Origin of the sequence: Thioalkalivibrio sp. AKL12 (genome assembly GCF_000377925.1) — a bacterium.
In the GTDB taxonomy this organism is placed as follows: Bacteria; Pseudomonadota; Gammaproteobacteria; order Ectothiorhodospirales; family Ectothiorhodospiraceae; genus Thioalkalivibrio; species Thioalkalivibrio versutus.
The window spans coordinates 1-26,995 of record NZ_KB898911.1 but is presented as its reverse complement, the minus strand read 5'-3'; the positions used below and the strand labels follow the sequence as shown (position 1 = coordinate 26,995).

The 26,995-nt window shown below is 63.8% G+C and carries 13 protein-coding genes; 3 read left to right on the top strand and 10 right to left on the bottom strand.

The features are described 5' to 3' along the window. Both D579_RS14990 and D579_RS0113520 read left to right on the top strand, forming a co-directional pair. The coding region (locus tag D579_RS14990; RefSeq protein ID WP_155985616.1) for an IS3 family transposase at nt 1-250 on the top strand (250 nt) is incomplete at its 5' end. Nucleotides 251-267: 17 nt separating this feature from the next. Further along, nucleotides 268-633 carry a response regulator gene (locus D579_RS0113520; protein ID WP_369791814.1) on the top strand — a complete coding sequence of 122 codons (366 nt, stop codon included), beginning with the start codon at nt 268-270 and terminating at the stop codon, nt 631-633. A gap of 181 nt (nt 634-814) precedes the next feature. On the opposite strand, the gene D579_RS0113515 is transcribed toward D579_RS0113520, so the two are convergent. From D579_RS0113515 to D579_RS0113500, 3 genes are all read right to left on the bottom strand, one after another. Then, a complete protein-coding gene (locus tag D579_RS0113515) occupies nt 815-2,602 on the bottom strand; it encodes a hypothetical protein (protein WP_231376870.1) in 1,788 nt (595 codons plus the stop codon). A gap of 602 nt (nt 2,603-3,204) precedes the next feature. Then, nucleotides 3,205-5,685, bottom strand: a complete 2,481-nt coding sequence (locus D579_RS0113505; RefSeq protein ID WP_018952336.1) for an AAA family ATPase — start codon at nt 5,683-5,685, stop codon at nt 3,205-3,207. Nucleotides 5,686-6,096: 411 nt separating this feature from the next. Beyond that, a complete protein-coding gene (locus D579_RS0113500; protein WP_231376869.1) occupies nt 6,097-6,609 on the bottom strand; it encodes a polymer-forming cytoskeletal protein in 513 nt (170 codons plus the stop codon). A gap of 784 nt (nt 6,610-7,393) precedes the next feature. On the opposite strand from D579_RS0113500, the gene ppk2 reads away from it, so the two are divergent. Then, on the top strand, nt 7,394-8,560 hold the full coding sequence (gene ppk2, locus D579_RS0113495; RefSeq protein ID WP_018952334.1) for a polyphosphate kinase 2: 1,167 nt from the start codon (nt 7,394-7,396) through the stop codon (nt 8,558-8,560). 632 nt (nt 8,561-9,192) lie between these two features. Here ppk2 and D579_RS14400 read toward each other — a convergent pair. The 7 genes from D579_RS14400 to D579_RS14340 form a co-directional block, all read right to left on the bottom strand. Next, complete coding sequence (locus D579_RS14400) at nt 9,193-9,984, bottom strand: SapC family protein (RefSeq protein WP_018952333.1); 792 nt, start codon at nt 9,982-9,984, stop codon at nt 9,193-9,195. An 8-nt stretch (nt 9,985-9,992) separates the two neighbouring features. Continuing rightward, nucleotides 9,993-11,141 (bottom strand): glycosyltransferase, encoded by a 1,149-nt coding sequence (locus D579_RS0113485; protein WP_038050529.1) that lies wholly within the window; start codon nt 11,139-11,141, stop codon nt 9,993-9,995. Further along, complete coding sequence (locus D579_RS0113480; RefSeq protein WP_018952331.1) at nt 11,138-12,106, bottom strand: UDP-glucuronic acid decarboxylase family protein; 969 nt, start codon at nt 12,104-12,106, stop codon at nt 11,138-11,140. Before D579_RS0113480 ends, D579_RS0113485 begins: the two co-directional genes overlap by 4 nt. Next, nucleotides 12,103-13,029: a glycosyltransferase family A protein gene (locus tag D579_RS14395; protein ID WP_018952330.1), complete on the bottom strand. Its 927-nt coding sequence runs from the start codon at nt 13,027-13,029 to the stop codon at nt 12,103-12,105. The genes D579_RS0113480 and D579_RS14395 overlap by 4 nt, the downstream gene beginning before the upstream one ends. Next, the gene (locus D579_RS0113470; RefSeq protein WP_018952329.1) at nt 13,026-14,546 is read right to left on the bottom strand and encodes a hypothetical protein; all 1,521 of its coding nucleotides are present in this window, start codon (nt 14,544-14,546) and stop codon (nt 13,026-13,028) included. The genes D579_RS14395 and D579_RS0113470 overlap by 4 nt, the downstream gene beginning before the upstream one ends. Then, complete coding sequence (locus tag D579_RS14390; protein WP_018952328.1) at nt 14,546-17,530, bottom strand: sulfotransferase; 2,985 nt, start codon at nt 17,528-17,530, stop codon at nt 14,546-14,548. Before D579_RS14390 ends, D579_RS0113470 begins: the two co-directional genes overlap by 1 nt. A 170-nt stretch (nt 17,531-17,700) precedes the next feature. Beyond that, nucleotides 17,701-26,958 carry an Ig-like domain-containing protein gene (locus D579_RS14340; RefSeq protein WP_231376868.1) on the bottom strand — a complete coding sequence of 3,086 codons (9,258 nt, stop codon included), beginning with the start codon at nt 26,956-26,958 and terminating at the stop codon, nt 17,701-17,703. Nucleotides 26,959-26,995 lie beyond the last annotated feature (37 nt).

Here is a 26,995-nt window from a genome sequence, read left to right as displayed (position 1 = left end):
GAGGCGGAATACGCTGCTGTGCAGCATGAGCAGCGTTGGCCACTGCGGTGACAATGCGGCTTGCGAGGGCTTCTTCGGCGTCCTAAAGCGCGAACGCGTACACCATCGGCGCTACCGGACACGAGACGAAGCACGGGCCGATCTGTTTGGCTACATTGAGCGGTTCCACAATCCAAGGATGCGGCGCCGCATCGCCATTCAGGATCTGAAGTTTTCAGCCCTTTCCAAACCGTCCGCCGAAACGGGGTAGAACCCGATGACACCCGCATTCTTCTGGTCGACGACGATGCCGACGTACGCGAAGCAGCCGAAGATACACTGCGTCAGCTTGGATACCACGTATCCGTGGCCACGGACGGCCAGCAGGCCTGCGAGCGGATCGCACTACAGGACTACGACCTGATCCTGATGGACTGTCGCATGCCGGTAAAAGACGGCTTCCAGGCAACGCGCGAGATCCGCGGAACGCTCCAAGATCAGCCACACCGACCGCGTCCGGTGATCGTCGCACTCACGGCGGCCGTGATGAACGATGATCGCGACGAGTGCCTGGCGGCCGGGATGGACGACATCCTGCCGAAACCCTACAACCGCCAGAAACTCAAAGAAATTCTGGCGCGTTGGACCGCGTAAGCCGGTCAAACCCACGACCTTTACAAGGTCCCTGCTGCATCCTCTTCCCGCCCCCTCTCTCCTCGCAAACATGACAGCCGATATGCCCGGGCCGCGGTGTTGGATCATCACAGACCGTCAATGCCGTGCCGCGCCACACCGGGGCAGTTCGGGATTCAACATTGCGTCTGGCAAAGCCTTGTCATTCGTTGCGCACGGAAAGCACGCCATACTGCTGCGCGGAACGCCGGAAGACCGTGTCGCCGGTGGCGCGCTCGTATACCGTAAGCGTGAGCAGCAGGCTGGGGCTGCTGTTTTGCGCCTGAATACGAAACGTCTCGCGCAAGGGGATATTCAGCCCGGCACGGCCTTCTCTTCCCGCCCGGTTCAATTCATGAACGGCATACATCCGGTAATCGTCACCATTCTCGAGCTCCAGCGTGGTCGAGGCCGCCATCCGCCCTCCGTTGAAACATGCCGCAATCGCCGTGTGCGCCCCCTGCAACCCACATGACAAAACGGCATAGAACGGATACTCGCGTTGCAGTCGCGTCTGCGCCGCCTGCCTTCGGCGGGCCTCCTGCTCCGCTCGGCGTTGCGCTTCCAGGCGCCGCTGTTCTCGCGCCTGTAACACCGTGACCCCCTGGTCCCGAGCTTCGTCGCGATCCTTGACGTACTGCACCGCGCCCGCCACCGACAGGTCCGACTCCGTCAAATAGCCCGATTGCAGGATTTCTTCCCGCAGCTGCGAGTAGGCGGGTTCACGGTTGTACCCGCGATCCCGCAGAATCGCCAGCTGCCCATGCGAGATGTCCTCGGGCCAGTCCAGGACGAACTCGAGCTCCGCATAGGATTCGTAGCCTGACCGGGTCGCATACCGCCCCCACAGTTCCTCCACTTCGACCAGCTGCCCCAACTGGACTTCTGGCCGGGGGATCCCACGGTAGTGACCACGCTGTTCCAGGGCCGTCTGGAGTTTCACGATATCGGCTGGAAAGCCCACGAAGATGTTGCAGGACCCCTCGCTCCGCCAGCCCCACTCGCGGAGTGCCGCGAGTTGCGCATCCGCGTCCTTGTACAGGTCATCCAGCGAGTCATACACCTTCTCGAACCCCATGATGTCTTCTGGCTCAAGCAGCAGATGCGCAGGCGAATACCGCTCCCACTCAGAAAATTCGCTCGCCAGGGCTTCGCTGAGCATATCCTCGCCCAGGCTGCGATAGCCCCGGACCGCCATTGCATCATGCCCGCTCGTGGACAGCGCGCACACGTTCTGGCGATAGAAGCCATCGCCGGTCCGACGCCGATCATCCGCGGCGAAGCTCTTGTGCCGCTGGTTCCAGGAGAAGAACAGCGAACCTACGGTCTCGCGGGCATTTTCCGCAGCCAGCAGGGTGTAACGCGCCGAGCGGGCCTCAGCCCGAGCGACGCGATCCGCGCGGCGCTCGTCGATGGCCATCGAGGCATCGCGCAGCCTCGAGAAAGGCCAGGAGGCCAGAATTTCGTATCGCGCCGATCTCTTGTACGCGGGGAGTTCCAGAATCCGTTCATACAGATAGCGCGGAGCCACCATCAATTCGGATTGGGTGCCACTGCAATCATGTCGCAGCCGGACCTCCCGATCTTTCGGATTCAAAAAGTCGTCCAGGGCCTCAAAGACGGCGCTATCAAGATGGTTGACCCCATTGGCCCGATAGACCGAACGAACGGCCAGTGGGGGATGCGTACGACCCCATTGGTCGAATACTTCATGAAGTACGTATGGATCGGCGCCACCGGAACGCGAAACATGCGCAGGAAGATCCGTTAGATCATGCAGATACAGATCACAGTACTCGAGCCATTCCTCTCCGTCCCGGGGAGTGTTCCTCACCAGGTTGCCCTCGATATCCCGACGAAACGGGGCGGGCCTCTGCCTGCTGTAATCGATGTCGCGGGTGGTTCGGGCGAGGATCATGATGTCCAGGGCTCGCCAATCTTCTTCCGCCAAGACCAGCGAATCGGATCGCTCCGCGGAGGCCGATTCCCCGGGCTGGTGGTCCGTCGTTGCCAGGCAGCCACTCAGCATTGCCAGCGGTAGCAAAAGCGCTAGGGAAACACGGACCCGATTCGCAGTCATCATCAGCCACACTCGAACACTACCCCGCCGTGCTCATAGAAAAAACGGATCCTGATCAGCAGCGAGCGTCAGCCGGGCTCAAGGCCGTGCGGGCCCGGGTCGCCAGCCGCCCGCCCCCTGCTCCGTCATCCCGGAAACCGCGCAACGGTTCTCCGGGATCTCCACGGTATGAGGTACCCGTGCGTTGGGGCTGGACCCGCGTGTGGAGATCCCGGCTCTTCGCTGCGCTACGGCCGGAATGACGCTCGTCGCTAATCGGGAAACAGATCCAGATCCATACATGCCTCCATACACGCCTTCGTACCCCGTGTTTCCCGAGGCCAGACGCGACGTGCAGCGGCTCGAGGTCCTGCCCGCCCGTTTCCGAATCATTCGGAGCGCGGCCACACAACCGCCCAAACGGACAGACCCGTGTCTTGGCGTTGTCTACACGGGTACCCGGACCATGGGGCGGCCCGGCCGCTCGAACCCGGTTAGCCAGCCACTCGGGCAGCAGCCTGCCGCGGATGCTGAGCGTGTGCCTCCAGCAAAACCACCCGGTACAGTTCACGCGTGAACGCATAGCGCGTGACACCCAGGCGTACGGTCTCGCGCACAATCCCCATCTCCATCAGTCGCGCGAGGTGCGCTTGGACGCCCTCGGCGTCCATTTCGTCGCGATCCGCCAGCTCGCGCAGTTGGTCCAGGGTCGCGAACCCCTCGATCTGCGCTAACACAACGGCCAACGCAAACGCATCCCCCGCGGCATCGACGTGTTCGGCCAGCAAGTCATGTACCCCCGGCGGAATGGTCAAGCGCGTCGACAGCTCCCCGGGCGGATTCGCCAAGGCCAGCTGTTCAAGAATCAACGGGCTCCCGCCGGCCAGATCCAGGCAACGTCGGACATTGCGTCCCGGGTCGCCCCACTCCTCGGCGATCCAGGGCAGGATGTCCTCCATTTGGCCGAGGGTGAGCTCGGGCAACTGGAGTAGATGACAGGACGCCAGCAGTTTCGGATCGATGTCTTCCTTGCGCGCGGTCGTCAGGATCAGGCGCGGTGGCTGCCCTCGCAGCCGGGAGGCCAGCCGTGCCAACCATTGCATCGTCTGCGCGTCCACTCGCTCGACATCCTCCACGACGACAACCCCGCCGCGATAGAGGAATAGGTCCAGCAAGGTTTTCGCGGCATGCTCGAGGCGTTCCCTGGGCGACAGGTTCCGGGGCAGATTGTCGCTGGGCACCCCGGTCGGTTCGAACAGATCAGCCAGCGACGCCAGATCCGCGTTCGGCACGTAGACCTTGGCGCCCATCTGCCGTCGCAGCCAGATCCGCAGTCGCCCAAGCACCTCCGACCAGTCGGCTTCCTCGCCGATCGCCGCCTGCTGCCGTATCGCCGTCACAAAGGGGTGGAAAGGCAAATTGCCGGCACCCGACTCACCGCGAAGCTCGAACCAGTCGCCGGTCCGCCCGTCTATCTGATTCCAGAGCTCCGTCAACAAGCGTGTCTTGCCAGCACCGCGAGGCCCCTCTACCAGCATCGCCCCCCCGAGGGGCTCGACGCCTCGCGCATAGCCCCGCAGTTGGCGGAACTCGCGTTCCCGACCCACCAGAGGGTATATCGCCGCATGAGCCACCAACCCCCGCCGGGGCGGGCCAAGCCGCGTGAGGCGCGCACCCGGAACCGAAGACACCCCGACCGCGGGCTCGACCTCCACCAGCGTCATCTCAAAGGCGCGAAACTGATCCCCCGCGACACGCGGCCCCACCAACACCTCACCCGGACGCGCCTCCCGCGCCAGCCCACGCGCGACCACGGCCGCCAGCCCCCCCACCTCGGTTGCCGCGACCGACTGAAGCGTCACTTGCCCGTGTTCCACACCGATACCGGAGTGCGGCAGCCAGTCGTCCAACTCACGGGCTGCGTGCAAGGCCTCTCCCAGCGCCTCGGCGCTGGCCCTCGGATACCCGAACAGCAGGGCCGCCGAGCACGCCCGTTCACCGATCACCGGATAGGCGCGGTACCGGTCACCGAGCACCCCGATCATCTCTCGCCGTGACCCCTCGTCGGAGGACTGCGATGCCGTATCACTGAGGTCAACATGTACCACGGTGACCGGCCATCGACTGGACCAACTGCCGCCCCCCACGGAGGCTTCCCGATCGGTCGCGGGCGATCCGTTGGCGGAAATTCCATCACCCTGGTTCCGATCCGATACCTCTGCGGGATCCGCGATGGAACAAAGGCTCAGCAGACGATGGACGGCCGCACTAGCCGAACCACCCGGTTGCGCCTGCATACGCTCCGAGTATTTCGAGGCATCCAGCAAGGCCAATGCCTCCTCCGATCGGGCGAGACGCACTTTTACCAGGCGCCGCCACGCCGACTCGGCATCGGGATCAATCTCGATTGCGCGCTGCGCCAGCTCGAGCGCCCGCGCCAGCGCCCCCTCTGACTCCAGCACCCGGCTCGCGCGCAAGGCCATTTGAAGCGCCTGCTCCCGGTAGCGATCGCGCGTGCGCGCTAGCGCATCGCGCAATTCAGGCTCGCGGGGCACTGGCAGGTCGCTCAGAAACGGGCCCAGGTATAGCGATACCGCCTCGCACAGGGATTCCGCGTCCGGGTCCCTGGAACAAACAAGACGCGCGAACCGATCGACATCCACCCGAATGTGACGGTCGCGGCGGAGCCGAACATGGTCGGATTCGACCTCGAGGTAGCTATGAACTCCATGGGTAAGCAATCGTTTCAGTAGCGCGAGCGATTGCCCCAGCGAAGCCAGTGCGTGATTCCGACCGGCGCGCGGCCACAGAGAGACAGCCAGATCGGCGCGTGGCAAACCCTCGCGCGGGGCTGTACAGATCCAGCCAAGTAGCAGCCGCGTCTTGACCGGTCCGATTTCTTGCGCCAGATCGACGCCGTGGACTCGAACCGCAAGCTCGCCCAGAAGCTGGAGTTCAACCCGCGCCGTCATCATGGCACGGACCCGGTGCGGGTCGTCCGCACACGAAGCCGAGCGATCGCGCACCCCGCACCCCCCGGGATCCAACCAGGAAACGCAATCAGGTACCCCCGCGAAACGGGCCGCCCAACATCAGGCATTGGACCCTGGGACCCACCGATGCGGAGACACCCATGTTCAAAGCGCACCTCACCCCGTCTCCGGCAGATTGGCGTTGCAACCGAGTCCGACCCGTGCGGCCGGCATCGAGGAACGAGCGCCGACAACGGAACGGCGCGAGGAGTATCTCCACACTGATAACGCAGGCAAACGAGGCGATGCCAGCGATCCGGCATGCCCCGCGACCTGCACGGCGTCTTTCCGTCCGTGCGTCTCCGGAAAGACCGAACCGCAATCCGGAATGAACGGTGCCTCCCCACGGACTCCTCAGCTCTTGCTGCGCTGACGCTCGGCGCTTTGCTTCAACTGCGTCACGTTATCTGGCGTGCGGCGCTTGCTGTCGCCCTCGAACGTGCCCCCGTTCTCGATCACGAGCGTGTCCGCGATGACTGTACCTGTAAAAACGCCCGACGATCCGACCGTGAAGCGCCCGCACTCCACCGTACCGTCGCAGCGCCCATCAATACGAATTTCGGCTGCCACGACTTCGCCCTCCGCCCGACCGGACGCCTGGATGGTCACCAGCGAATCGCAGCGGACGTTCCCTTCAACCGAGCCATACACAAACAGTTCGCCCGAAACCTCCTGGATGCCGCGGATCACGGTACCCTCACCAACCACCGTGCAATTGCTCGGCAGATCTCGTTGGACATCCAACCCGCCATCCACGGTAAGCGCGGGCATCCTCCCACCATTCGCCTGACCCATTGCCAGAAAATCATCGTCCTGATCAGCGCCCACGGCACGATCACCATTCGACCAGAAACCTCGTTTGAACATTTGCGAAACCTCCTCGGAGCAAGACATCTCAAAATCACACTCACGCGGCTCGCGGTCCAGCAAAAGTGAAACCGAATCGGAAACAGTTCATTTCACAATGGTTCGTTTTCGCGTTCCCGGGGTTCCCTCTTCAATCCGAATCGAACCCTCCCCGAACGCATCCCCTCAGGGAAACACGGATCAAGGTACACGCGCTTCTTCGTCGCTTTGTTTGCGTGCACTGAATGCGCAGTGACTGGCCCGCAGTCATACTGCACAAGGGAACCGCAACGCCGTGCGCTCGCCCGTTTCTGATAACAACGAGCGGCCGAGCGCCTGCTGTCAATCGTTTGCGGGGTTGGCACCCCAGGGTCCCCATTCCTGCGTTGCGCCCCGACTCCATCAAAAACGGGTAAGTAAAACCAATACCTGCGCCGCACCCCGCCTGGTCTCGGACAACCTGGGGTGCAACCGCGAGCGTATACCTTGATCCGTGTTTCCTTGATTTAATGAGATAGCTCAATACACATGCGCCCGGAATGCGCCAACCTATATACAAGTGAACAGACGGTACCTGAATATTGGCGCGGGTACCCGACCCGCCCCCGAACCAAGCGGATCGCCGCCTGTTGCTGACAAAGCTGGCGGCAAAACTGGGGTTGCGGTGTCCTTGTTCGGACACGAAATCGATTCCAGCACGAATGGATACAGTCATCAGGGTTTCGTTACAGATCACGATGCGTCGCATCACACTTTTCGAGCTGCCCCGAGCGCCATCAATTGCCACATAACACGAGAGACGCGCATGACCTCCGACCAGTCCCGGCCGACCCACCACCACCCCGACAATGAGGGCGAGCCCCGGAGCACCCGGCGAGAACCGCACCGCTCGCGCGATGCCCCGCCCGTTCCCTCACCACAGGGCATCGAGCGTTACGTCATCCGCGAATCCACCCAGGGTGCGCGGAACGCGAAGCGCGAGGGACTGGAAGACATCATCCACCGCGATGGGGGGCGCGACATCAACGCCCTGGCCGACCACTTGGGCGCGATCCTGCAGGGCGCCTCGCCGGACGACATCGCCATGCTTCGGCGAACGCTCTTCCAGGACGAGATTGCCGCCACCGTCCGCACCGGGGTCAAGGCGGACGACGAACTCGCGGACGACTGGCGCAGCGGTGCCTATCCCTACCGGAATCGAATGAGCCGCAAGAACTACGAAAAGCAGAAATACCGCCTGCAGGTGGAACTGCTGAAACTTCAGAAATGGGTCCGCGCAACGGGACAGCGTGTGGTCATCGTCTTCGAGGGCCGCGATGCCGCCGGCAAGGGCGGGACCATCAAGCGCTTTATGGAGCATCTAAACCCGCGCGGCGCCCGGGTCGTGGCGCTCGAGAAGCCCTCGGCCACCGAGCAGGGCCAGTGGTACTTCCAGCGCTACATCCAGCACCTGCCCACCGCCGGCGAGATCGTTCTGTTCGACCGTTCCTGGTACAACCGCGCCGGTGTCGAGCGGGTGATGGGCTTCTGCGGGGACGACGACTACAGCGAGTTCATGCGCCAGGCCCCCGAGTTCGAGCGCAACCTCGTGCGCAGCGGCATCCACGTCATCAAATTCTGGTTCTCGGTCAGCCGGCAGGAACAAAAACGTCGCTTCAAGGAACGCGAGGCCCACCCCCTGAAACAGTGGAAACTGAGCCCCATCGACCTCGCCTCCCTCGACAAGTGGGAAGACTACACCCGTGCCAAGGAGGCCATGTTCTTCTATACCGACACGGCCGATGCCCCCTGGACGGTGGTGAAGTCGGACTGCAAGAAGCGCGCCCGGCTCAATGCCATGCGCTACGTGCTGCACAAGCTGCCCTACGAGGACAAGGGGCAGAAAGAAATCGGCCCCATCGACCCCCTACTGGTCGGTCGCGCCAATGTCGTCTACGAACAAGGCGAAAACGAGGACCGGCCGATCCTCTGACACAGACCGGGTCGGCCCCTGCCGCGCGCACGCCGACCGCTCAGTCCCGGGCGGGGCTGCGCCGCCAACCCGTCTCAGCGCATCATCCCCGGCCCAACACACCCCCGCCCCCGTGCTGCCTCATGGACGGTCCCTCGTTGCCCGTTCTACACCCGCTCCGCTTTCAGCGTGATCGGGCTCTCATCCCGACGCACACACGCACCATGAGTCACCGTGATTCGCTGGTGAAATGATTCCGATGCAAAACCTGATGCGCAACGAGCGACAGCCCGGCGCGGGGCCCATTCGGAGACGCGCAAGTGCTCGGGGGCCACTTTGATCCAGGCCTTCCCGGAATTATCACCATGTCGGGCCCCTACTACCCGCCCTGTCATCCCCGTCGGAGCGCACATCTACGTCGTCATCCCGGCCGTAGCGCAGCGGAGAGCCGGGATCTCCACACGCCGGACCAGCCCCAACGTACGAGTACCCCATACCGTGGAGATCCCGGATCACCGCTGCGCGGTTTCCGGGATGACGGAGCAGGGGGCGGCCCGCGACCCGGGCCCGCACGGCCCTTGCGCCCGGCGGACGCTCATTCCTATTCAGGACGCGGAATGACCGATCGCGTCCGAAAGCCACCCGCTCCCCCGTCATGGCTCCTGATCGCCTTGGTATGCGTCAATCTCGTTTGCCATCGCCGCCAGCAGATCATCGACGGCAACTGCCTCCGGCGCGGTCGAATCCTCGCCGGACGGGCTTGCCAGCGACGCCGCCAGTGTGCGGAAGCGTCGCAGGTGATACAGGCTGTCCAGATGTGCATGCAACCAGGGCAGCGCGTTCGCCCGACGCAGCGATATCCAGTCGGCGTCCGACAGCCCGTCCAGAGCGTACGTATCGACCTGGAACAGTCCGGACAGGAGGTCACCGCCGATATCCTTCCCGGACTCCGGTTGCGGCGACCAGGGCCTGAGTACTCCGCGTTGATCCAGAAACCGCAACGGGGCATCAGCGGCGTTCACGCCCTCGGCCAGGGTGCGCAGGAAGGCCCGCACCCGATGCAATTCCGGCGAGAGTTGGCCCGATACGAAAAACGGCTTCACCTCCACGGCGCCGGCGGGCTCCGGCTGAAAATCCGGCCACAACGCCAGCGCCCGCGACGCATCCTCCAGTGCGAACGGATACACCCGCAGCGCCGCAGGCACGAACGGCGCGCGCCAGCGGGCGTCGCGGGCCACATACAGGTTCAGCCCGTCCACCGGGGCCATCACCGCCACCGCCTGCCAGCGGCCATCCAGCTGGCGAAACGCCACCGGCATGCCATCGGAGACCCGGCCCACTTCGTCGACCGCCAACGGCTGCAAGGCATGTTGGCGGGCGAAGCCGAAGCCTCTCGGCTGGCGCCAGCCCTGATCGCCATGGTCCTGAATACTGAGCACAGTCATCCTTACTCCTAACGCGTCACGATGGAATTGCCACCGTCGCCCACGGCGCCCTTGGCCCCGTCGGACGTCACGGCCGCAAACGGTTCCGAGGGGCCACCGCCGACCTGCCGCCCCAGTTCTTCCACCCAGGCTGCCAGCCGTCGCTGAAACGCCCGGCGCCCCGCCTCGTAGGCCTGTCGCGCGCGGCGCCCCATGGCCGCGCGCTCCGCGGGCGAGAGCTGCAAGGCCTGGTTCACGGCCCGGCCCAGGGCCTCGGGGGATGCCCGGACCCAGTCGCCGTAGTGCAACCGGCCACCGGGCCTCGTGGGCACCAGGATGCCGGTGTCGGGCGTGATCAGCTCGTTCATGGGCGGCGAATCCAGGGTGATTACCAGGGCCGCCATGGCCCGCGCCTCGTTGATGTAATGGCCGAAGCCCTCGATCTGGGACGTGCACAGGTGGATGCCACCCCGGGCCAGCGCCGGGAAATAGTCCTCCTGTGCCAGCCAGCCGGAGAACCAACGCAGATTGCCCTGGCGCTGCCAGCCTTCGCTGGAGGCGGGAACATCCTGGCCGCGCGCATGTAGCCACAGTGTGGGCAGCTCGGGATTGGCGCGCCACAGGGCGAGGATCTCGCCGGTCATGCGGTTGCGGGCGCGGCCCCGGAAGTGGCTGAAGGCGGCATAGTCGGTGACACGCACCCCGGGATCGATCGAGGTAAAGCCAAGATAGACATGACGCTGATCCGGGAAGGCCTCAGCAAGCCTCGAGACCGCTGCCCGGCTCTTGTGCAGAAAGGTATCGACCCACTTCGCCGCCGCGGCAGCGCTGGGCGGCTCCAGCCACTCCGGATTCACCAGCAGCGCCCGATGCCCGTAGCCGTCCAGCCAGTCCGCATCGAAGACCCGCTCGATGAAGATCGCCACCTGCCCCGGCCGGCCCAGGCCTACGGGAAAGGCCATGGGTTCGCGCCCTTCAAACACCGCCGGCGGCACCCGAACACGCCGCACCTGTATCGCACCCCCTTCCCGCACGGCCCCCAGCGTCTGGCTCAAGACCTCGGCATCGTGGATCAGGCCCCAGGAGTGGGTCGGCACATACAGGTCGATTACCAAACGGCCAGTAGAGGCCGGCGCGGCATCCTGCCCACCCAGCCGCTTGCCCAGCCCAGCCCTCATGCCCGACGTACTCCGGCTTCCCTGAACGCATCCACAGTCCATGCCAGGCCCGTATGCAGGTCCACCTGCGGTTGCCAGCCCAGGAGCTCACGGGCTCGGGAGATATCCGGACAACGCCGCTGCGGGTCATCCTCTGGCCGCGGCCGAAGGCGTATAGGTACAGCGCTACCAGTAATGTCCAGAACCAGCATCGCGAGCTGATGAACGCTGCACTCTTCCGGATTGCCCAGATTGACCGGCAGTGTCACCTCACCCGAAACGTCGAGCAGCCGCACGAGGCCCTCGACCAGATCGTCAACAAAACACAGGCTGCGGGTCTGCTGCCCATCCCCGTCTACCGTTATCGGTTCGCCCCGTAGTGCCTGCAGGATGAAGTTGCTGACCACGCGGCCGTCATCCGCTCGCATGCCGGGCCCGTAGGTGTTGAAGATACGCGCAATCCGCACATCAACACCAAAATCACGGCGGTAATCGGCGCACAGCGACTCCGCGCAGCGCTTGCCTTCGTCATAGCAGGCACGCGGTCCGATGGGGTTCACCTGGCCCCAATCCTCCTCGCGCTGCGGATGCCGCAGCGGGCTGCCGTAGACCTCCGAGGTGGATGCCTGCAGCATGGGGATCCCCCGGCGGTGCGCGAGGTCAAGCATGTTCAGCGTGCCCAGCACCGCCGTGCGCGTGGTCTCGATGGGCTGCGCCTGGTACCAGCGCGGCGAGGCGGGACAGGCGAGATGGAAGATGCCCTCAATCTCCGACGGTACGGCCCGCGGCGGCAGCGGCTCGGTGACGTCGTGCTGCACCAACGTGAACCGTGGATGAGACCGGTACGGCGCCATTTGCAGCGCACTGCCGGTGCTCAGGTTATCCACACACAACACCCGGTGCCCGTCGCGCAGCAAGCGGTGGCACAGCGAGGCCCCCACAAACCCCGCGCCACCCGTGACCAGGTAGCCTCGGGTCGCGCTCACGGCTCCCCTTCCCTGACGCCAAGCCCCTTGCGCAGCACGGTCAGATAGCGCTCCAGAATGGCATTGAGCGTGCGGTGGTCTTCGCCGTAGACGCTCTCGAGCATGCGCTGGGCCTTTTCCGCTGCCAGCAGCCCCTCGAAGGCCGGCCTCCTGGCAATCGACGCACCGCGCTGCATCAGCCGCGCAATGGCATTCACCTCCCGGCCCGTCAGATCGGGATAGTACAGACCCAGCAGATAACGCCGCAGGGGAAACTTGTCCTGCTCCAGCCGGTGCCAGTTGGCACTCAGATTCTCGCCATGGCGATGGTATTCCAGCACCGTATCCGGGCAGTTGGCGAACACCGCCCCGGCCGCGACCATGCGGGTGTAGAACTCGTAGTCGTCGTCACCGCGGCGCTCGGCGCTGTAGTTCAGGTTGTGCGCGCGCAGAAACGCCCGGCGCATGATCACCGTGGGATGCACGAAGGCCCCATCCACCAGCAGCAGGCGCGCCTTGATCTCCGCATCATCGGCCGGCAGTTGCATGGGCAGGCGTTGCCCCCCGCTCACCTTGATGGCATTGCCACCCGCCAGGGTCACGCCGGGGTGCGCCGCCATGAACGCCACTTGCTTTTCCAGGCGGTCAGGCAGCGCCACATCGTCGGAGTCCATCACCGCAATGAACTCCCCCCGGGCCGCATCATTGCCCAGGGCCCGCGCCAGCCCCTGCCCGCCATTACTGGGCAGGGTCAGGAGCCGGATGCGGGCATCCCGCGGCGGGAACGCCCGCAGGACGTCCGCCGTTTCCGGGTCCGAGCCGTCATCGACAATAATCAATTCAAAGTCGTGGAAGGACTGCGCCAGCAGACTCTCAATAGCGCGGGGCGCCTGCTGGGCACGGTTGTAGACCGGCAGAACGAAGCTCACCGTCGGGGCGTTCATGAAGCCACCGCTGCATCAGCATGATCCGCCGCCAGCAGGGCGTCCAGCTGCTTGTGGAAACCCGCCGGCAGGCGGTTGCGCATGACTTCCAGCGTGGCCGGCGTATAGGCCAGACAAAGAGCCACTCCCTGGTCCGGCAAGGGTGCCTGCATCAGGTGCACGCCGGCCACCTGCGCGGCGGCAGTGAAGAGCCGGGCGGCGGGTGCGGCCGCCACACCTTTGAGCGCCATCCGCCCCACCCGCCAGTCCGACCCGATCACTGGGAGGCGCAACTCGCCGAATTGGGCGGATTCCAGCGCCGCGCGAATGGGCGCGAAATCATAGGCCAGGGCGGGATGCACCCGGTCATGGATCGTCTCCGGGAAGTAGGCGTCCACCAGGGCTTCGGCCACCGCATTACCCTGCCCGGGCCCCTCGGTGGGAAAGCTGTGCATGCCGATGTAGGAGCGCTGGTTCAGCTCCAGTACGCAGGGTTCACCCGCCGCGTCGGCAATCACATCAATGCCGCAGTTGAACAGGCCGATGGCCTTCGCCGCGGACTCGACGCAGGCCATGAGCGCCTGCGGCGCTGATGCGGTGAGATCCTCGTGATCGACGCCATAGGAAGTGTTGGCGAGCTGCACCCGCTCGCCGGCCGCGGGCACATCGCCGAAGGTCTGCCCGCGTCGCGCCAGAAAGGCCGAGATCAGGTCCGTCTGGTCCAGCGGATCCAGAAAGGGGTGATCGACGCGCCGCTGACCGAACGTCGCGATCAGCTGCTGCAGCGTGGAGCGACCATCCCCGGTCACCGCGGGCTGGCGCCGCAGGCTCACCGCCACGCAGCGGCCGTCCACCACGGTGGCGCGGTACTCGTCACCCGCCACATACTCCTCTACCAGCAGCCGCCCGTCGGCCAACGCCTCGACGGCGGGCAGCACCGCCTCCGCGGGAAGGTCCGCGGTCACGTCCCGCGCCATGGAGCCCGCCAGGGGTTTCACCACGAAACGCCCGTCAGGATGGCGCTCGAGGAACCGCGCGATCAGCGTCGTCTGGCCTTTCTCCACTACCAGCCCATCCGGCGTACGCACTCCAGCCCGCTTGAGTGCCGCCCTGGTCAGATGCTTGTCCTCGGCGATGGCGTTGGCGGCAGGATCGGTCCGATCCCCCAGGGTTCGCGAGAAGGTATGCGTTCGCTCGCCGTTGCTGAGGCTGAACACCTCGCCCCGGTGGCCCTGCATCGTCGCCCGGGCAAAGCGGCGCTCCTGGGTCGCGCGCTGGTAATGGAAGGTGACCTGCAGACCGCGCTGAAACGCCGCCAGCGTGACCAGAAAAGCACACAGGCCGATGCCCTTGGCCTGCAGCGCCGCATGACGCATCAGCGGATCCTGGAAATCCACCCGCGGCCGACGGGCCAGGGCCTGCGCCAGCACCTCCCGAGGCACGGCAGCGGCAGGCGCGGCGTCCGCCCGGGTCGCCACCAGCGACCGGGCGCGCACTGTCTTACGGGCCGGGCCGCGCTTGCGGCCGCCACGCGGCATCAGGCCGTACCCCCCACCGTTGTGGACCCGGGTGCCGCGAGCCGTGCTTCCTCCGGGCTCAGCAAGACATCAAAGGCATCCCGCATGGGGCCCAGCCACTCGGCATAGTGGGTCCACTGATCCACCGCACTACTGAAGATGGGCTGGCGCACCTGCTCGGAGCTGGGCGTCTGGATGGCACGCTCGGTTTCCCAGTAACGCAGGCACGGATCCTCGAAGGCCAGGCCACAGTGGTCCAGCAGCCGCCGGATCTCTGCCTCGGGTTCCGCCACCAGCGTCTCGTAGGAAATGCGATGCACCCGCCCGGGCAGCAGCGCCTCGAAATGCGCCATCAGCTCGGTATAGGCACGGTAGTAGAGCGCGATATCCACCTGATCGGAGGCATATTGCACCCCGGGGCCGAAATGCATCTTGAACAGGGCAAAGCCCGCCGCCATGGGCTGACGGCGAACGTCAATGATCCGCGCATTCGGCAGCAGCAGGTGAATCAGCCCGGTGTGCAGCCAGTTGAAGGGCATCTTGTCGATGAAGTGAGGCCGCCCGGTCACACACTCGCCCCGGCTGAGATCCAGATACTGCTGGCCCAGCCGGCCCCACTCCCGAGGTTGCAGCCGCCCCAGCAACTCGGCATTCAGCGCCTGCGCCATACCCGTCAGGCCCATGCCGCCGAAATGGCGGGCCAGCTGCGGCATGTAGGGTAGCTCGCGGGTGCCCTCCACCTGGCTGTGACTGGCCAGGATCTGTTCTACCAGCGTGGAGCCGGCGCGGTGCATGCCCAGCACGAACACCGGGTCGGCCGCCGCATGGCCCACCCCGGCGCGCTCGGCCAGAAACTCGGCGGTGAACACCTCCTTCACCTGCGCCACATAATCCTGCACCTGGCTGACATCGAAGGCATCGCGCTGTCGGCGGATGGCATTGGCCTGCTCATAGTGGTGGAACGAGGCCGCGTAGTCGCGGGCATCCTCCAGCGCCTTGCCCAGTGTAAAATGCAACGGCGCACGGTCGTCCTCGGCAAGCTGTGCATCCGCCAGCAGGTGCTCCAGGTAGGCGACGTCGTCCGGCGTAAACACCGCCAGCTTCATGCTGGACAGGCCGTGCCAGGCATTGCCGCTATGGGGCGCCCGTTCGATGGCCTTGCGATACGCGGCGATGGCCTCCTGTTGCTGGCCGACGGTCTTCAGCGCCTGGGCATACTGGGTCCAGTCATGGACACTGCCCGCATAGTCCCGGAAACAGCGAGCGTAGAGGTCAATGGCCTGATCAAAGCGGTTGGCCGCGGTCAGCAAACCGGCATGCAGCGCCTGGTAACGGGGGTTTTCAGGCGCTCGGGCCAGCAGGGCCTCACTGTGAGCAAGCGCCGCGTCCCAGTCACCCACCCGGCGCAGATGCGCCATCAATCGCTGCTGGCCCTGCAAGAATCCCGGTGCCAGTTCCACCAGGCGCTCCAGCAACTCGCGCGCCTCGTGCTCGTTCTGCTGGGCATCCGCCACATCGGCCATCACGCCCAGCGCCGCCAGGTCGTGGGGCACCACACGCAGATAGGCCTCGAGCAGTCTCCGCGCCTCCGGCCATTGCCGGGCATTCGCCGCGGCCAGAGCCTCCTTGATGACCGGCTGGGCCAGGCTGCGCTGCAGCAGCGGAAGATACGGCGTGTCCTCGGGACGCCCGCTGTCCGGGTGCTCGCCGCTTTCCACCCGGGCATTGATGGCGACGCGTTCACGCTCCATGCGTTCACGGTATGCGGCCAGGGCATCCGCCGCAGCCGGGTCATGCCCCGCTGAGGCCTGCAGCGGCTGGCTGCGCAGGCGCTCGAACAGCGCCACCACCTCCTCACGACGCCGTTCCGGCGCATGGCGCCGGCCTTCCCTCAACGCCAGCCCCACGGCCCGCGCGTAGAGGTCATCCTTTTCCATCAGCACCTGGATGAACTGGGACCAGCGCAGCAGGTCCGTCTTGTCGGGGGGCGCCAGGTGATTGGCCGCCAGCGCCGCCGGCAGGTCGAACAGGATGCCGCCCTCACCCAGCACCTCCGGGATGCCGCCGTTGCGCATGGCCAGCACCGGCACCCCGGCGAGCAGGGCCTCGGCCATCACCCGCCCGGCGGCCTCTTCCCCCAGCGACGGCACCAGCAACAGTGCCGCCTCCTCGTAGACCGGCGCCATATCGCGGGTATGCGGATGCCAGTCGATGCGGTCCAGATCGGCGGCGGCAACGCCGAGCGCCTCCCAGTGACTTCGCGCAGTGCGGCTTTCTACCACCCTGCACTTGATTTCCGGATCCAGCACCGCCAGCTGGGCGGCGATATTGATGAAAAACAGCCCGCCCTTGTGGGGCGCCGGGTTGATCAGAGTCACATAGCGCTGCCGCCGCGTACGGATACGCGCCGGTTCGCGATTGATCCTGCCATCGAACACCTGGGGCACGATATCGCCAATGACATGCGCCTCCCGGCCCAGGGTTTCCCGGCACACGTCGCCGACAAAGCCGGTGGGCACGATTACTTCATCGACCGCCGCCAGGCGCACCTCCGGCCGGCGCAGCAGGGCCGGATTGGCGACGAAGAAGACCGTACGCGCCCCCTGCCGCTGGGCCTGGGCCAGCAGCGGCTGGAGCATGGGCGAGGAATAGGTCAGCACCACATCGGGCGCAAACGCCTGCAGCCGTGCCCGTGCCATACGCAGGTAATCCTGCACCTCCCAGGGCCGCAGCAGCCGCTGCTGGGTGGATTGGGTGACCAACACCTCGTACGGCACAGCGCCAACCTGCACGCCGACGACCTGTCCGGCATTGCGATCCGGGTCGAGCGCGGGATCCGCTTCCGCCAGCGGATACTCCCGATCGCCGTCACAGCAACCGAGCGTCGCCGCCCGCACCTCCCAGCCGGCCTCGCCCAGGGCTTCCAGCATGGCCCGCGCACTCAGCGCCGCACCGCTGGACTGGTCAAACAGGCAGGCCTCACTCACAAACAGCAGTCTGGGCAAGCAACACTCCCTGAAGAAAGAGGAACCGGAACACCAGGGCGCCATCGAGCCTGGCACTGTCATGCCGCAGGCCACCCAGGACTGGACCAGGCTTGACGATGGCTCGTGGGGTCACAGGATGACCGCCCGGGCGAATACGGCTTCGCCCGGGCGGCTCGATTGACGGCTTACTAGCCGGGCATATGCGGATCTTTCTCGTCGGCACCGAAGTTGTCGGCCGAGAACGTCCCATCGCCGATGGTGTTGACAAGGGCCAGCTTGTAGAGCTCAGCCGCCTCCACGGAGTCGTCACCCGCAGAAGACTGCTGATGCGCCCAGATCGCCGTCAGGCTGTCATCATCCGAACCGGTGATGGCGAAGATCGAGGTGTTCAGCTGTCCGTTATCGTCAGCTTGCAGGAAGAAACTTCCGCCATTGGAAAGCAGATTCGCAATCTCTTCCGCGCTGCCCAGGTCAATCCCGGAGGGGGCACTGGAAATGATGCCGAACTCGTCCTGACTGAGATCAAAGGGCGTCCCGGGGATGTTGCTGACTGCCTCGACATCCCCGACTTCCGTGCTGGCCTTGAGCGGACCCTCAAGCGCGATCCGGTCGTCGTCCACGTGGAAGTTGTGGATGATGTCCGGGCCGTCGTTGCCGAGGGTCAGTACGTTGACCTCGGACTCGCCCTCGCCATCGCCCCACTCGAACGGGTCCAGGCCGTCGACGGTACGCTCCACGTCACCGGCATCCACTGCATCCGCCTCGGCCTCGGCACCCTCGGCAGCCGTCTCGGATCCAACGAGTCCCGTCAGATCATTACCATCGCGATCTACGGTGTAGAGCCGCAGACCGGCTGCCGTATCGGCCTCATCAAACACACCACCTTGCAGGAACTCGGTCCGTAGTCCTTCCTCCGTGTATTCACCCGACTCGGAGCCGAAGAGGGTTTCGTCGCCCTCGGACTCACCCTCGCTATCCAGCTCCGGCGAAGCCTCGATGGCGTCATAGCCATCCTCCGGATTGGTGAAGGTCTGACGCACTCCATCAGGTTGTGGGTCACCGAACGCGAGGTTGGGCGCCAGCTCGTCGATCAGGGTATCCAGACCCTGGTCAAGGACGTTACCGAACGCGCCCGCCACCCCGGCCTCGTTGGCGAGCCCCGAACCAGCCAGATCGCTGGCGATCAGGTCATAAAGCTCGATGCTCTTGCCACCGTCCAGGTTCAAGCGAATCGACAGGAAATCCTTGTCCTGGAAGATCTCGTGGAAGTCGGTCGCATTCTCGGCCACCTGAATGCTCGCGACCGCGCCCTTGAGCGCATCGACGTCCTCGAGATCCGAGAAGCGCAGGACATCCCCGCGACCGGGCTCGTCCCCGAGCGTGAACCCGAAGATCCGCAGCGGATCCGACTCCAAATCCTCGGTCGTCACGACCACTTCATCCGACCCGAACTCTTCAAACAGCCCGACTTCACCCGGACCGAATGCAAAGAAACTCAGGGGGAAGTCGAGTTCAGCGTCAGACGTGGGTTGAAACGTGCTGATAACCACATGGTAATCTTCGCCGGCCTCGAGCTCCTCCTGTATCGCAGGCAGCCGATCCTTTCTTAAAGCACCATTAACCATAGCCCCAACGAGGGCATCCTCTATCGCCTCCGGCAACGTGCCGTCCCACTCGGTACCGTTCCACTGGGTTTCGTAATCATCGTTGTAGAAGAGCAAGTTATCGCCTGGGTTGTCCGGGTCAAACTCCTCGCTGTAAATCAGAAGCAGGGTATCAACCGGCGCGTCGGTTTGTCCGAAGGTGTACGTTCCAGATTCGGTTGGGGTGAATACCTGTGTGACGTAGTTATACACATTATCACCCGCCTCAAAACTCTCGGCTCCGGTCAAAATATCATCAAAACGACCACGGCTAAGAAGTGGAAAATTGGCCCCAAAATTGAGGATTTCAGAGTTCGTCTCATCAAGCTCAAACTGCGTGAGCAACAGCCCGTCACCGTCCTCCGGCATCGTCACATTCGCTCCGAGCTCGCCGGAAATCGTGTTGTTGGCGACCCCCGACTCCAAGTCGGACAAGTTCTTCAGCGCAAAACCGCCATTATCCAGATCGCTGCGTTCGCCTCGCTCGAATCCACCAGCCCCATCACTCACGAATACAGGGGCAAGCACGATGTCCTCGGTGCCCGAGGCAAAGACACGGTGATCGCCGTCCGGGGCGTCATCCGTCTCGTCCACCACCGGTGTGGCCGAGATCGCGGGATCGCCGAACAGGGTCTCATTGCCCGCGCCGGGATTGGCAATGGTGGCGTCCTCCTGCGACACGTTTTCGGCTTCACGGTCCACGCTTACATCGTCACCCAGGCTTTCCGACGCGACGAAATCCGTGCCGTCGGTGGTGCTGGAAGATGCGACGGTCTCCGTGCCGTCGGTCACCAAAACGCCGGCGGGTTCGGTCTCTTCCACGCTGAATTCGGTGGACAATGAACCGCCGTCGAATGTAACCGTGACCTCGTCTTCAGCACCGGACACGTCCTTACCCAGGATTCCGTCACCAGCCACTGCGGCCGTCACCAGGAAGTCGCGATTGTCACCATCGACCGTAACGCTATCGATGAACTCATCCGCTTCGAGTGCGTCCTTGATGGCCTGCGCCACATCCGCCCGGTCGGACGTGTTCTCAAAGGTCACCGAGACGGCTTCGGCGCGCCCCATATTGATCACCAGGGCTTCGCCGGCGCCGTTAAGGCTGTCCATGAAGCTGCCCGTGAAGCGCAACTCCATCTGCTGCTCCTCACTGTTGTCGTCGTCAATGCTCTCCCGCGTCAGGTTCGAAACCGTGAACGGATTGGCACCGCCAAATTTGGCCGTCAGCGTCAGCGTCGGCGTCGGGGCCGAGTTGGAGTCGTCCAACTCGATCCCGCCGGCCTCAAGCACCGCGGAGATCCCGTCGCCACCGTTGTTTGAGTCGTCGCTGATGGCCGTCTCGAGCTGGCTTTCAAGATCCTCGAGGATTTCAAGGCGTGTATCGCCATCCACCTCAAAGGTCTCGCCGGCCACAGTGATCGAGAGCGGTCGACCGGAATCCGAGAAGAAGTCACCGTCACTGAACTCATCCTCGAACTCAATCGTGGTGACCTGCTTCACGGCATCCACCGAGGCCCCGGCACTGATGTTCAGATCCGTGCCAAAGCTTTGGCCCTCGAAGGTCAACGTCGTGCCATCCCGACTGACCGCGACATCGTTCGTCAGCGGATTATTCTGGCCGTCTTCCCCTTCATCCAATGCATCAAAGAGCGCCTGGATCGTGGCGTGCGCGTCATCGTCCACCATATCCACGGTGAAGGTCTGGCCCAGAACGGTCACGGACACTTTGCCGTCCGACTCCGCCTCATCGATGGCTTTCTCAAAGTAGTCACCGTCGGTGCCACTGAAGCTCACCGTGGTCTTCTCGGTCTCACCAGGCTCGCTGATCGTGGCAGACGACACGGTAAACGCTTCGCGTACCGCCTCGGCCGAAGTCAGTGTGATCGTGCCTCCATCCTCGGAAACCTCTCCAACCAGCCCCGCCAGGCTACCGTCACTGATTTCCGCCTGAATGGCCGCCACAAGGTCGTCCAGCGTCTGCTGGGCGTTGTTATTGACCATGTCGACCTCGATCGGCGCCAGCGCATCTTCGCCATCCGGCTGGATGGTGACGCTGAGCTTGCCCTGGTCGCCAAAGTAGTCCCCATCCGTGGTGCTGAACGTCACCTCGGCGAGTTGCTTGACCCCCTCATAGTCGAGGACCGCGTCATCGATACGGAAGGTCTCCTTACCCGCCTCGGCCGCGGTGAGGACGATATCGCCTTCATCCAGTTCCACAGATTGCAGCAGGGCGGCGAGGTCGTCGTCCTTTGGAACGGCCTCGGTGGAAGAGCCTTGCGCATCGGATTCCTCTATTGCAATTCCCTCCGCCTCAGCAAGTGTGCCACTTATAGTTACGGAGAGACTGGCGTTTTCACCAACCCTGGTACTGCTAATGACGATGTCGCCGTTACCATCGATCTCCGCCGAGATTCCGTCCAGGACATCAATGAACAAGACAAAATCGCCGACGGTTGCAGGATTATAATAATTACCCAAAGAGATGGGAGGCGGGGAACTGGAACCATCGACATAGACGCCGACACCCGAAGCTGCCTGGGTATCGCCAGAGAAAAGACCAGCGTTGGAATCGCTAACGCCCCCATCCCCGGACGTAGTATAAAAGAACGACAATGTCTGACCCAGTTCACCTAGCGGGTCGCCATCGTTGAAATCGCCCTCAATCGTTACCACAGCCGGCAGCTCTTGTGCCTCTACGCCGTTGATCCCGAGGTCGATCGCATCCACCAGCGCCTGGGCGGTATCGCCGGGTTCACCCGCGACCATGTCCGCGCTGACGACGGCGGTGCCTTCGCCCTGGGAATCACTGACGGTGAGGAAGACCTCGCCACCGTCGAAGTAGACCTGTGCGCCGCGGCCGTCGCTGCTGACGTCAGTGCCGTCGGTGAAGAAATCGTATTGGGTAGCGTCTTCCAGCGTGATGGTCGCCGTCTGGAATTCGCCCTGGAAGTCCAGCTCGCCCGTCGCATCCAGCGGGTCAGGTTCCTCGGTGGCGGCAGTGATGCGGAGTGTACCGTCGCCGACGACCGTCGCTGATTCTATAGTGGATTTTAAGCTAGCCTCACCCTGCACCGCATCAGCCAGATCACTGAGGGACTGTGCCGGATCACCGGCGACCATAGCGACTTCAACCGTTTGGCCGGCAATTTCCACGCGAAGCTGGCCGCCATCGAAATAGTCATCCGGATCGGTGCTGAAGGTGACGTCGGTCCGCTGCTGCACACCGTTTTGTTCGATCTCCACCGTCTGGACCGAGAAGGACTCCTCCCCACCCTCAGAGGCGGTCAATACAAGCTTGCCGTCGCCATCGATGGTGGCCTCGACCGCGTCGCTAAGATCCTGCTTGTCGTTGATCGCGGCCTTGAGGGCCTCGATGGACGCAGCAACATCCGCCACGTCGAGTTCGAGATCCTGAACATCCCCCGGCACGAAGGTTTCACCATCACCCGCCGGCCGGAAGATGGGGCCGAGGACAACGCGGCCATCGCCCTGAGGCTCTTCCACGAGCGTCAGCTGTTCATTGGTTCGGTCGGGGCCAAAATCTATATTCGCCCCAAGCGCACCCAGAAGCTCTTCGATCTGCGCGCTGTCAACTACCTGGGCGCCATAAGCACCCAAACCCGCCGCTCCGCCGATCAGGTCCGCGACGGCTCCGGATGGAATGGCGTCCTGCGCGATGAGGTCGATCAGCTCTACACTGCCTCCGCCTACAAGATTGAGCCGGAACGAGATGAAGTCCTTGTCCTGGAATACCTCGTTGTAATTGGTCAGGTTCTCGGCAATCTCGACCGACTCGATCGCGTCTGCGAACTCCGAAATATCGGCGGCCTCTCCGAGATCGACAAACCGCACGACATCAGCCGTTGCGCCGGACCCAAGGGTCAAGCCGTGGATACTCAACGTATTGCCGGCGTTGATCTGGTTAACGTCGACTACAACCTCGTTGGCGTCGAAGTCACCACTTAAGGCAAGGCTGCTATCGACCTTATCGTTGGCGATCGCGGAGTCGAGATCCGTTTCGTTCTTCAGAACGAAGCCGTCGAAGAACACCACATCGGACTCCACCGTGTAGGCGTCATCGTCAACAACATCGATCTCGATCGCGACCGTCCGATCGAACGGCGTGTTATTGCCCTCGTTGGTGCGCGTGGGCCAGCCCTCGCTGTCAGGGAACTCCACCTCCCAGATCGTTTTCTGGCCATCGTTTTCGATGAGCTGGATGCGGCTTTCGCCATCGCCGGACCCGTCCAGCACCTCGAGGCCACGCTCGAAGTTGCCGGTAATCTGAAGCTGCAGGGTTTCATTAGCTGGGTCGTCGATGACGCGGGCGTCGCGCACGTCCTGATCGTCGATCAGGGTGTGCAACGCAGCCTCGACGTCCTCAGCACTCAGGTTGGGGAAGCTGAGAAACAGCTCATCGCGATCGGCGACGATGAACGCTCCATTATCGGAAGCATCAGCGAACGCCGTAGATTCCGACCCATTCAGGTTGTCCAGGATCTCGACACTGAAGATTTCCCGGTCGCCGATGGAGTAGGTGGAGCCCCCAAGCTTTCCGAATGACAAGAGTTGGGCCATGCTGGGGGTATCTCCATCCTCAAGCCCCAGTTCCACGATTCGATGTTGCGGCAGGAATGCAAAACCCGAAGGAACAGTGAACGAGCCATCCTCCGGTTGACCCGACAAACGCAAGGCACTGACCTCTGTAAAACTTTCCCCTGAAAGATCATAGAACTTGCCCACCACCACATCGTCGGGGTCAGCGAGATTGCGGCTATCGAGGATTGCATCCGCCAGACGCTGAACCGCGTCCGCCGGATCCTGACCGGCTTCGAGCTCGGCCGTTTGATACACCTTGCCGTTGATCGTCACCGTAAGTACGGACCCCTCACGGTATTCCTCATCTTCGGTGGAGAAGGTAACGGTGCTGATCGGGAAGGTTTGACCGTCGAAGCGGGTCTCGTAGATGACGGAATCCTGTGCGCGGGCCGTTTCCTCACCGGGCAGCTTGATCACATCGGCACCGAGTCCGCCGACGATCTCGTCGCCACCGGTGCCGGCGCGGATGACGTCGTCGCTGTCACCCGCCTCGATGCGCAGGTTGATATCCGAACCGAAGCCGATGAAATTCATGTCGGTATCCGGGTCCGGCGTGCCCTTGGCCACCACCTGTTCGGCCGCGGCCAGCGCCGCACGCTGATCCGGATCGCCCAGGGCGACCTTGACCACCGCATAGCTGTCCTCGACCGAGTAGGTGAGATCGAAGGTGTCAAAGCCCTTCTGCGACAGCGCCACCGCCTGCTCCACCGTCAGCGGGTCGGTGATCTCCAGTGGCACGGTGGACGGGTCATAGCCGGCGATGCGGTCGGCGAAAGACTGAACCAGGCTATTCCCATCGAACACGTCATTGAGTGAGAACGCGTTGTCCGCATTATCCTGGTCAAACTCATTTTGGTCGTTCCACGTGGCGTTGACGGTAAAGTCAACAGGATCCCCGGACACGTTACCTGCAGCGCCTACCGCAACGGCAAAGAGGGACCCTCGCCCGTCCAGATTGACGCTGGCAGCCCAATCACCCTCAGCGTCCGCTACCGTAGTGGCGAGTACCGTTGTACCCAAAAGCAAGGTGACCGTGGAACCGGCGTCCGCCGTGCCCTCGATGGTCTGGCTGGCGGTGTTGGAGCGGATTTCTTCGGTGGTGATCTCCGGCGCAGTGGGCGATACGGTGTCGATCACGAAGGACCGCGCCGAGACGTGACTGGTGTTTCCAGCCGCATCGGTGGCGATTGCCGTTACGGTTTCCGAGCCCTGACCGAAGTCACCTGGCAGAGCAGCAGCGGGGATATCAACAGTCCAGTCGCCGTTCGAGTCCACCTGAAGGGTGTTGCCGCCAAGCAGTTCATAACCGCTGGTAAAGACCAGGGTCACCTCAGCTGCCCCGGGCGCGGTGCCAGAGATGGTGACATCACTATCCGCCTCGGTGACGTCGATGAGGTCATCTCCGGCGATCACGTTGATGGTCGGCGCCGCCGGTGCCTCGGTGTCGAGCACAAAGGCATCTACCTCAGATGCCTGGCTGCTTTCGTTACCCGCACTGTCAGTTGCTGTGGCGGTTACATTCACGGTGCCGTCGCCGAGCGCGGCGAGCTCGCTGGCGCTGAGCGATACGGACTGCTCAAGCCCGGTGGCAACCAGGCTCTTCGTGACGGCGGACTCGCGACCCTCGCCGTTCGCCGGGTCAAACACGATCTCGATGATCGCACCTGCCTCGGCCTTCACCTGCAGCAAGGCGTCCTGGCCATTGACGGACTGTGGTTCACTCTCGATCTGCGGGGCTGTGAGGGTGATCACCGGCGCATCCGGCGCAATCGTATCGACCTCAAACGTCCGCGACACCGCACCACTGACGTTGCCCGCTTCGTCCAGCTGAACGGCGGTAATGGTCTCGCCGCCCTGGCCGAACAGATCGGACGCATCATCCGCATCGAACGTGACCGACCAGTCACCAGTCTCCGCGTTCGACGTCAGTTCGGTAATCACCTCACCCGAGGTGGTGGTCAGGCGCACCGTCGCACCCGCTTCCGCCTGACCGCTGATCACCAGATCACTGTTGGCGGCCGCATTAACCACGTCACCGTCACCGATCTCGGCAATCGACAGGCCTTCCGGAACCTCAGTGTCCAGGGTGAAATTCACGGTACCAATGGATGCGGTCGCGTTGCCCGCAGCATCCATTGCCGTCGCGTTCACCGTGATCTCGCCATCACCCAGCGCCTCAACCTGCTCCGGCGTTAGCACCACCGGCACCGGGCTGTCTTCGCCCTGACCAGTCAGCGTTACAGTCTCGCTGACAGAAGTAAGGAAACTAACCTCGACGGTCTTGCCCACTTCAGCACTAACTTTCACCGCGCCATCAAAAGCGTTCTGTGCCGTGGCGTCACTATGCACCACTTCAAGAGTCGGGGGAGTCGGCGTCATCGTGTCGACCTCAAAGGTCCGCGACACCGCACCACTGACGTTGCCCGCGTCGTCCAGCTGAACAGCGGTAATGGTCTCGCCGCCCTGGTCAAAAACATCCGCCGCATCAGCAACCGTGTATGTCCAGTCACCGTTAGAGTCCGCCTCAAACTCGGCGATCACCACACCCGAGGTGGTGGTCAGACGCACCGTCGCACCCGCTTCCGCCTGACCGCTGATCACCAGATCACTGTTGGCGGCCGCATTAACCACGCCACCGTCACCGATCTCGGCAATCGACAGGCCCTCCGGCGCCTCGGTGTCCAGAGTAAAGAGGTTCGACTCGGTCGTCGTACCACTCTCATTACCGGCCGCGTCGGTCGCCACCGCGCTGACCGTGATCGCACCATCAGCCAGCTCGGCATGGCCCGGCACCGCAACCAGCTGCGGCGCACCCGTACCCGTCAGCGTGAGATCCACCGTGTCGGTGCCGTCGTCGAACGTCACCACCACCGTGCTGCCCGCCTCGGCAGACACCGTCACCGCACCGTCCGCCAGGTTCTGTGCCGTGGCGTCACTGTGTACCACTTGTAGGGTCGGACCTGCCGGTGCGCTGGTATCAATCGCCTCCAGCGTCGCCGCCACCGTGCTGGTGTTCTGCTCAAGCCCGCTGTCCAGGCTGGCCGAGACCACCACCGCCTCGCTGCCATCGAACGCATCGGCCTTGGCGGTGTAGGTCGCCTCTCCGTCAGCCTCGGAGATGTCGAACTTGTCCTCGACCTGAGTCGAGTCCAGCAGCGTCCCGTCGACGTAGATCTCAACGTCCGCCGCCGCGTCACTCACCGTGAACCCGGCATCGAACAGACCATTGGCCTCGTTC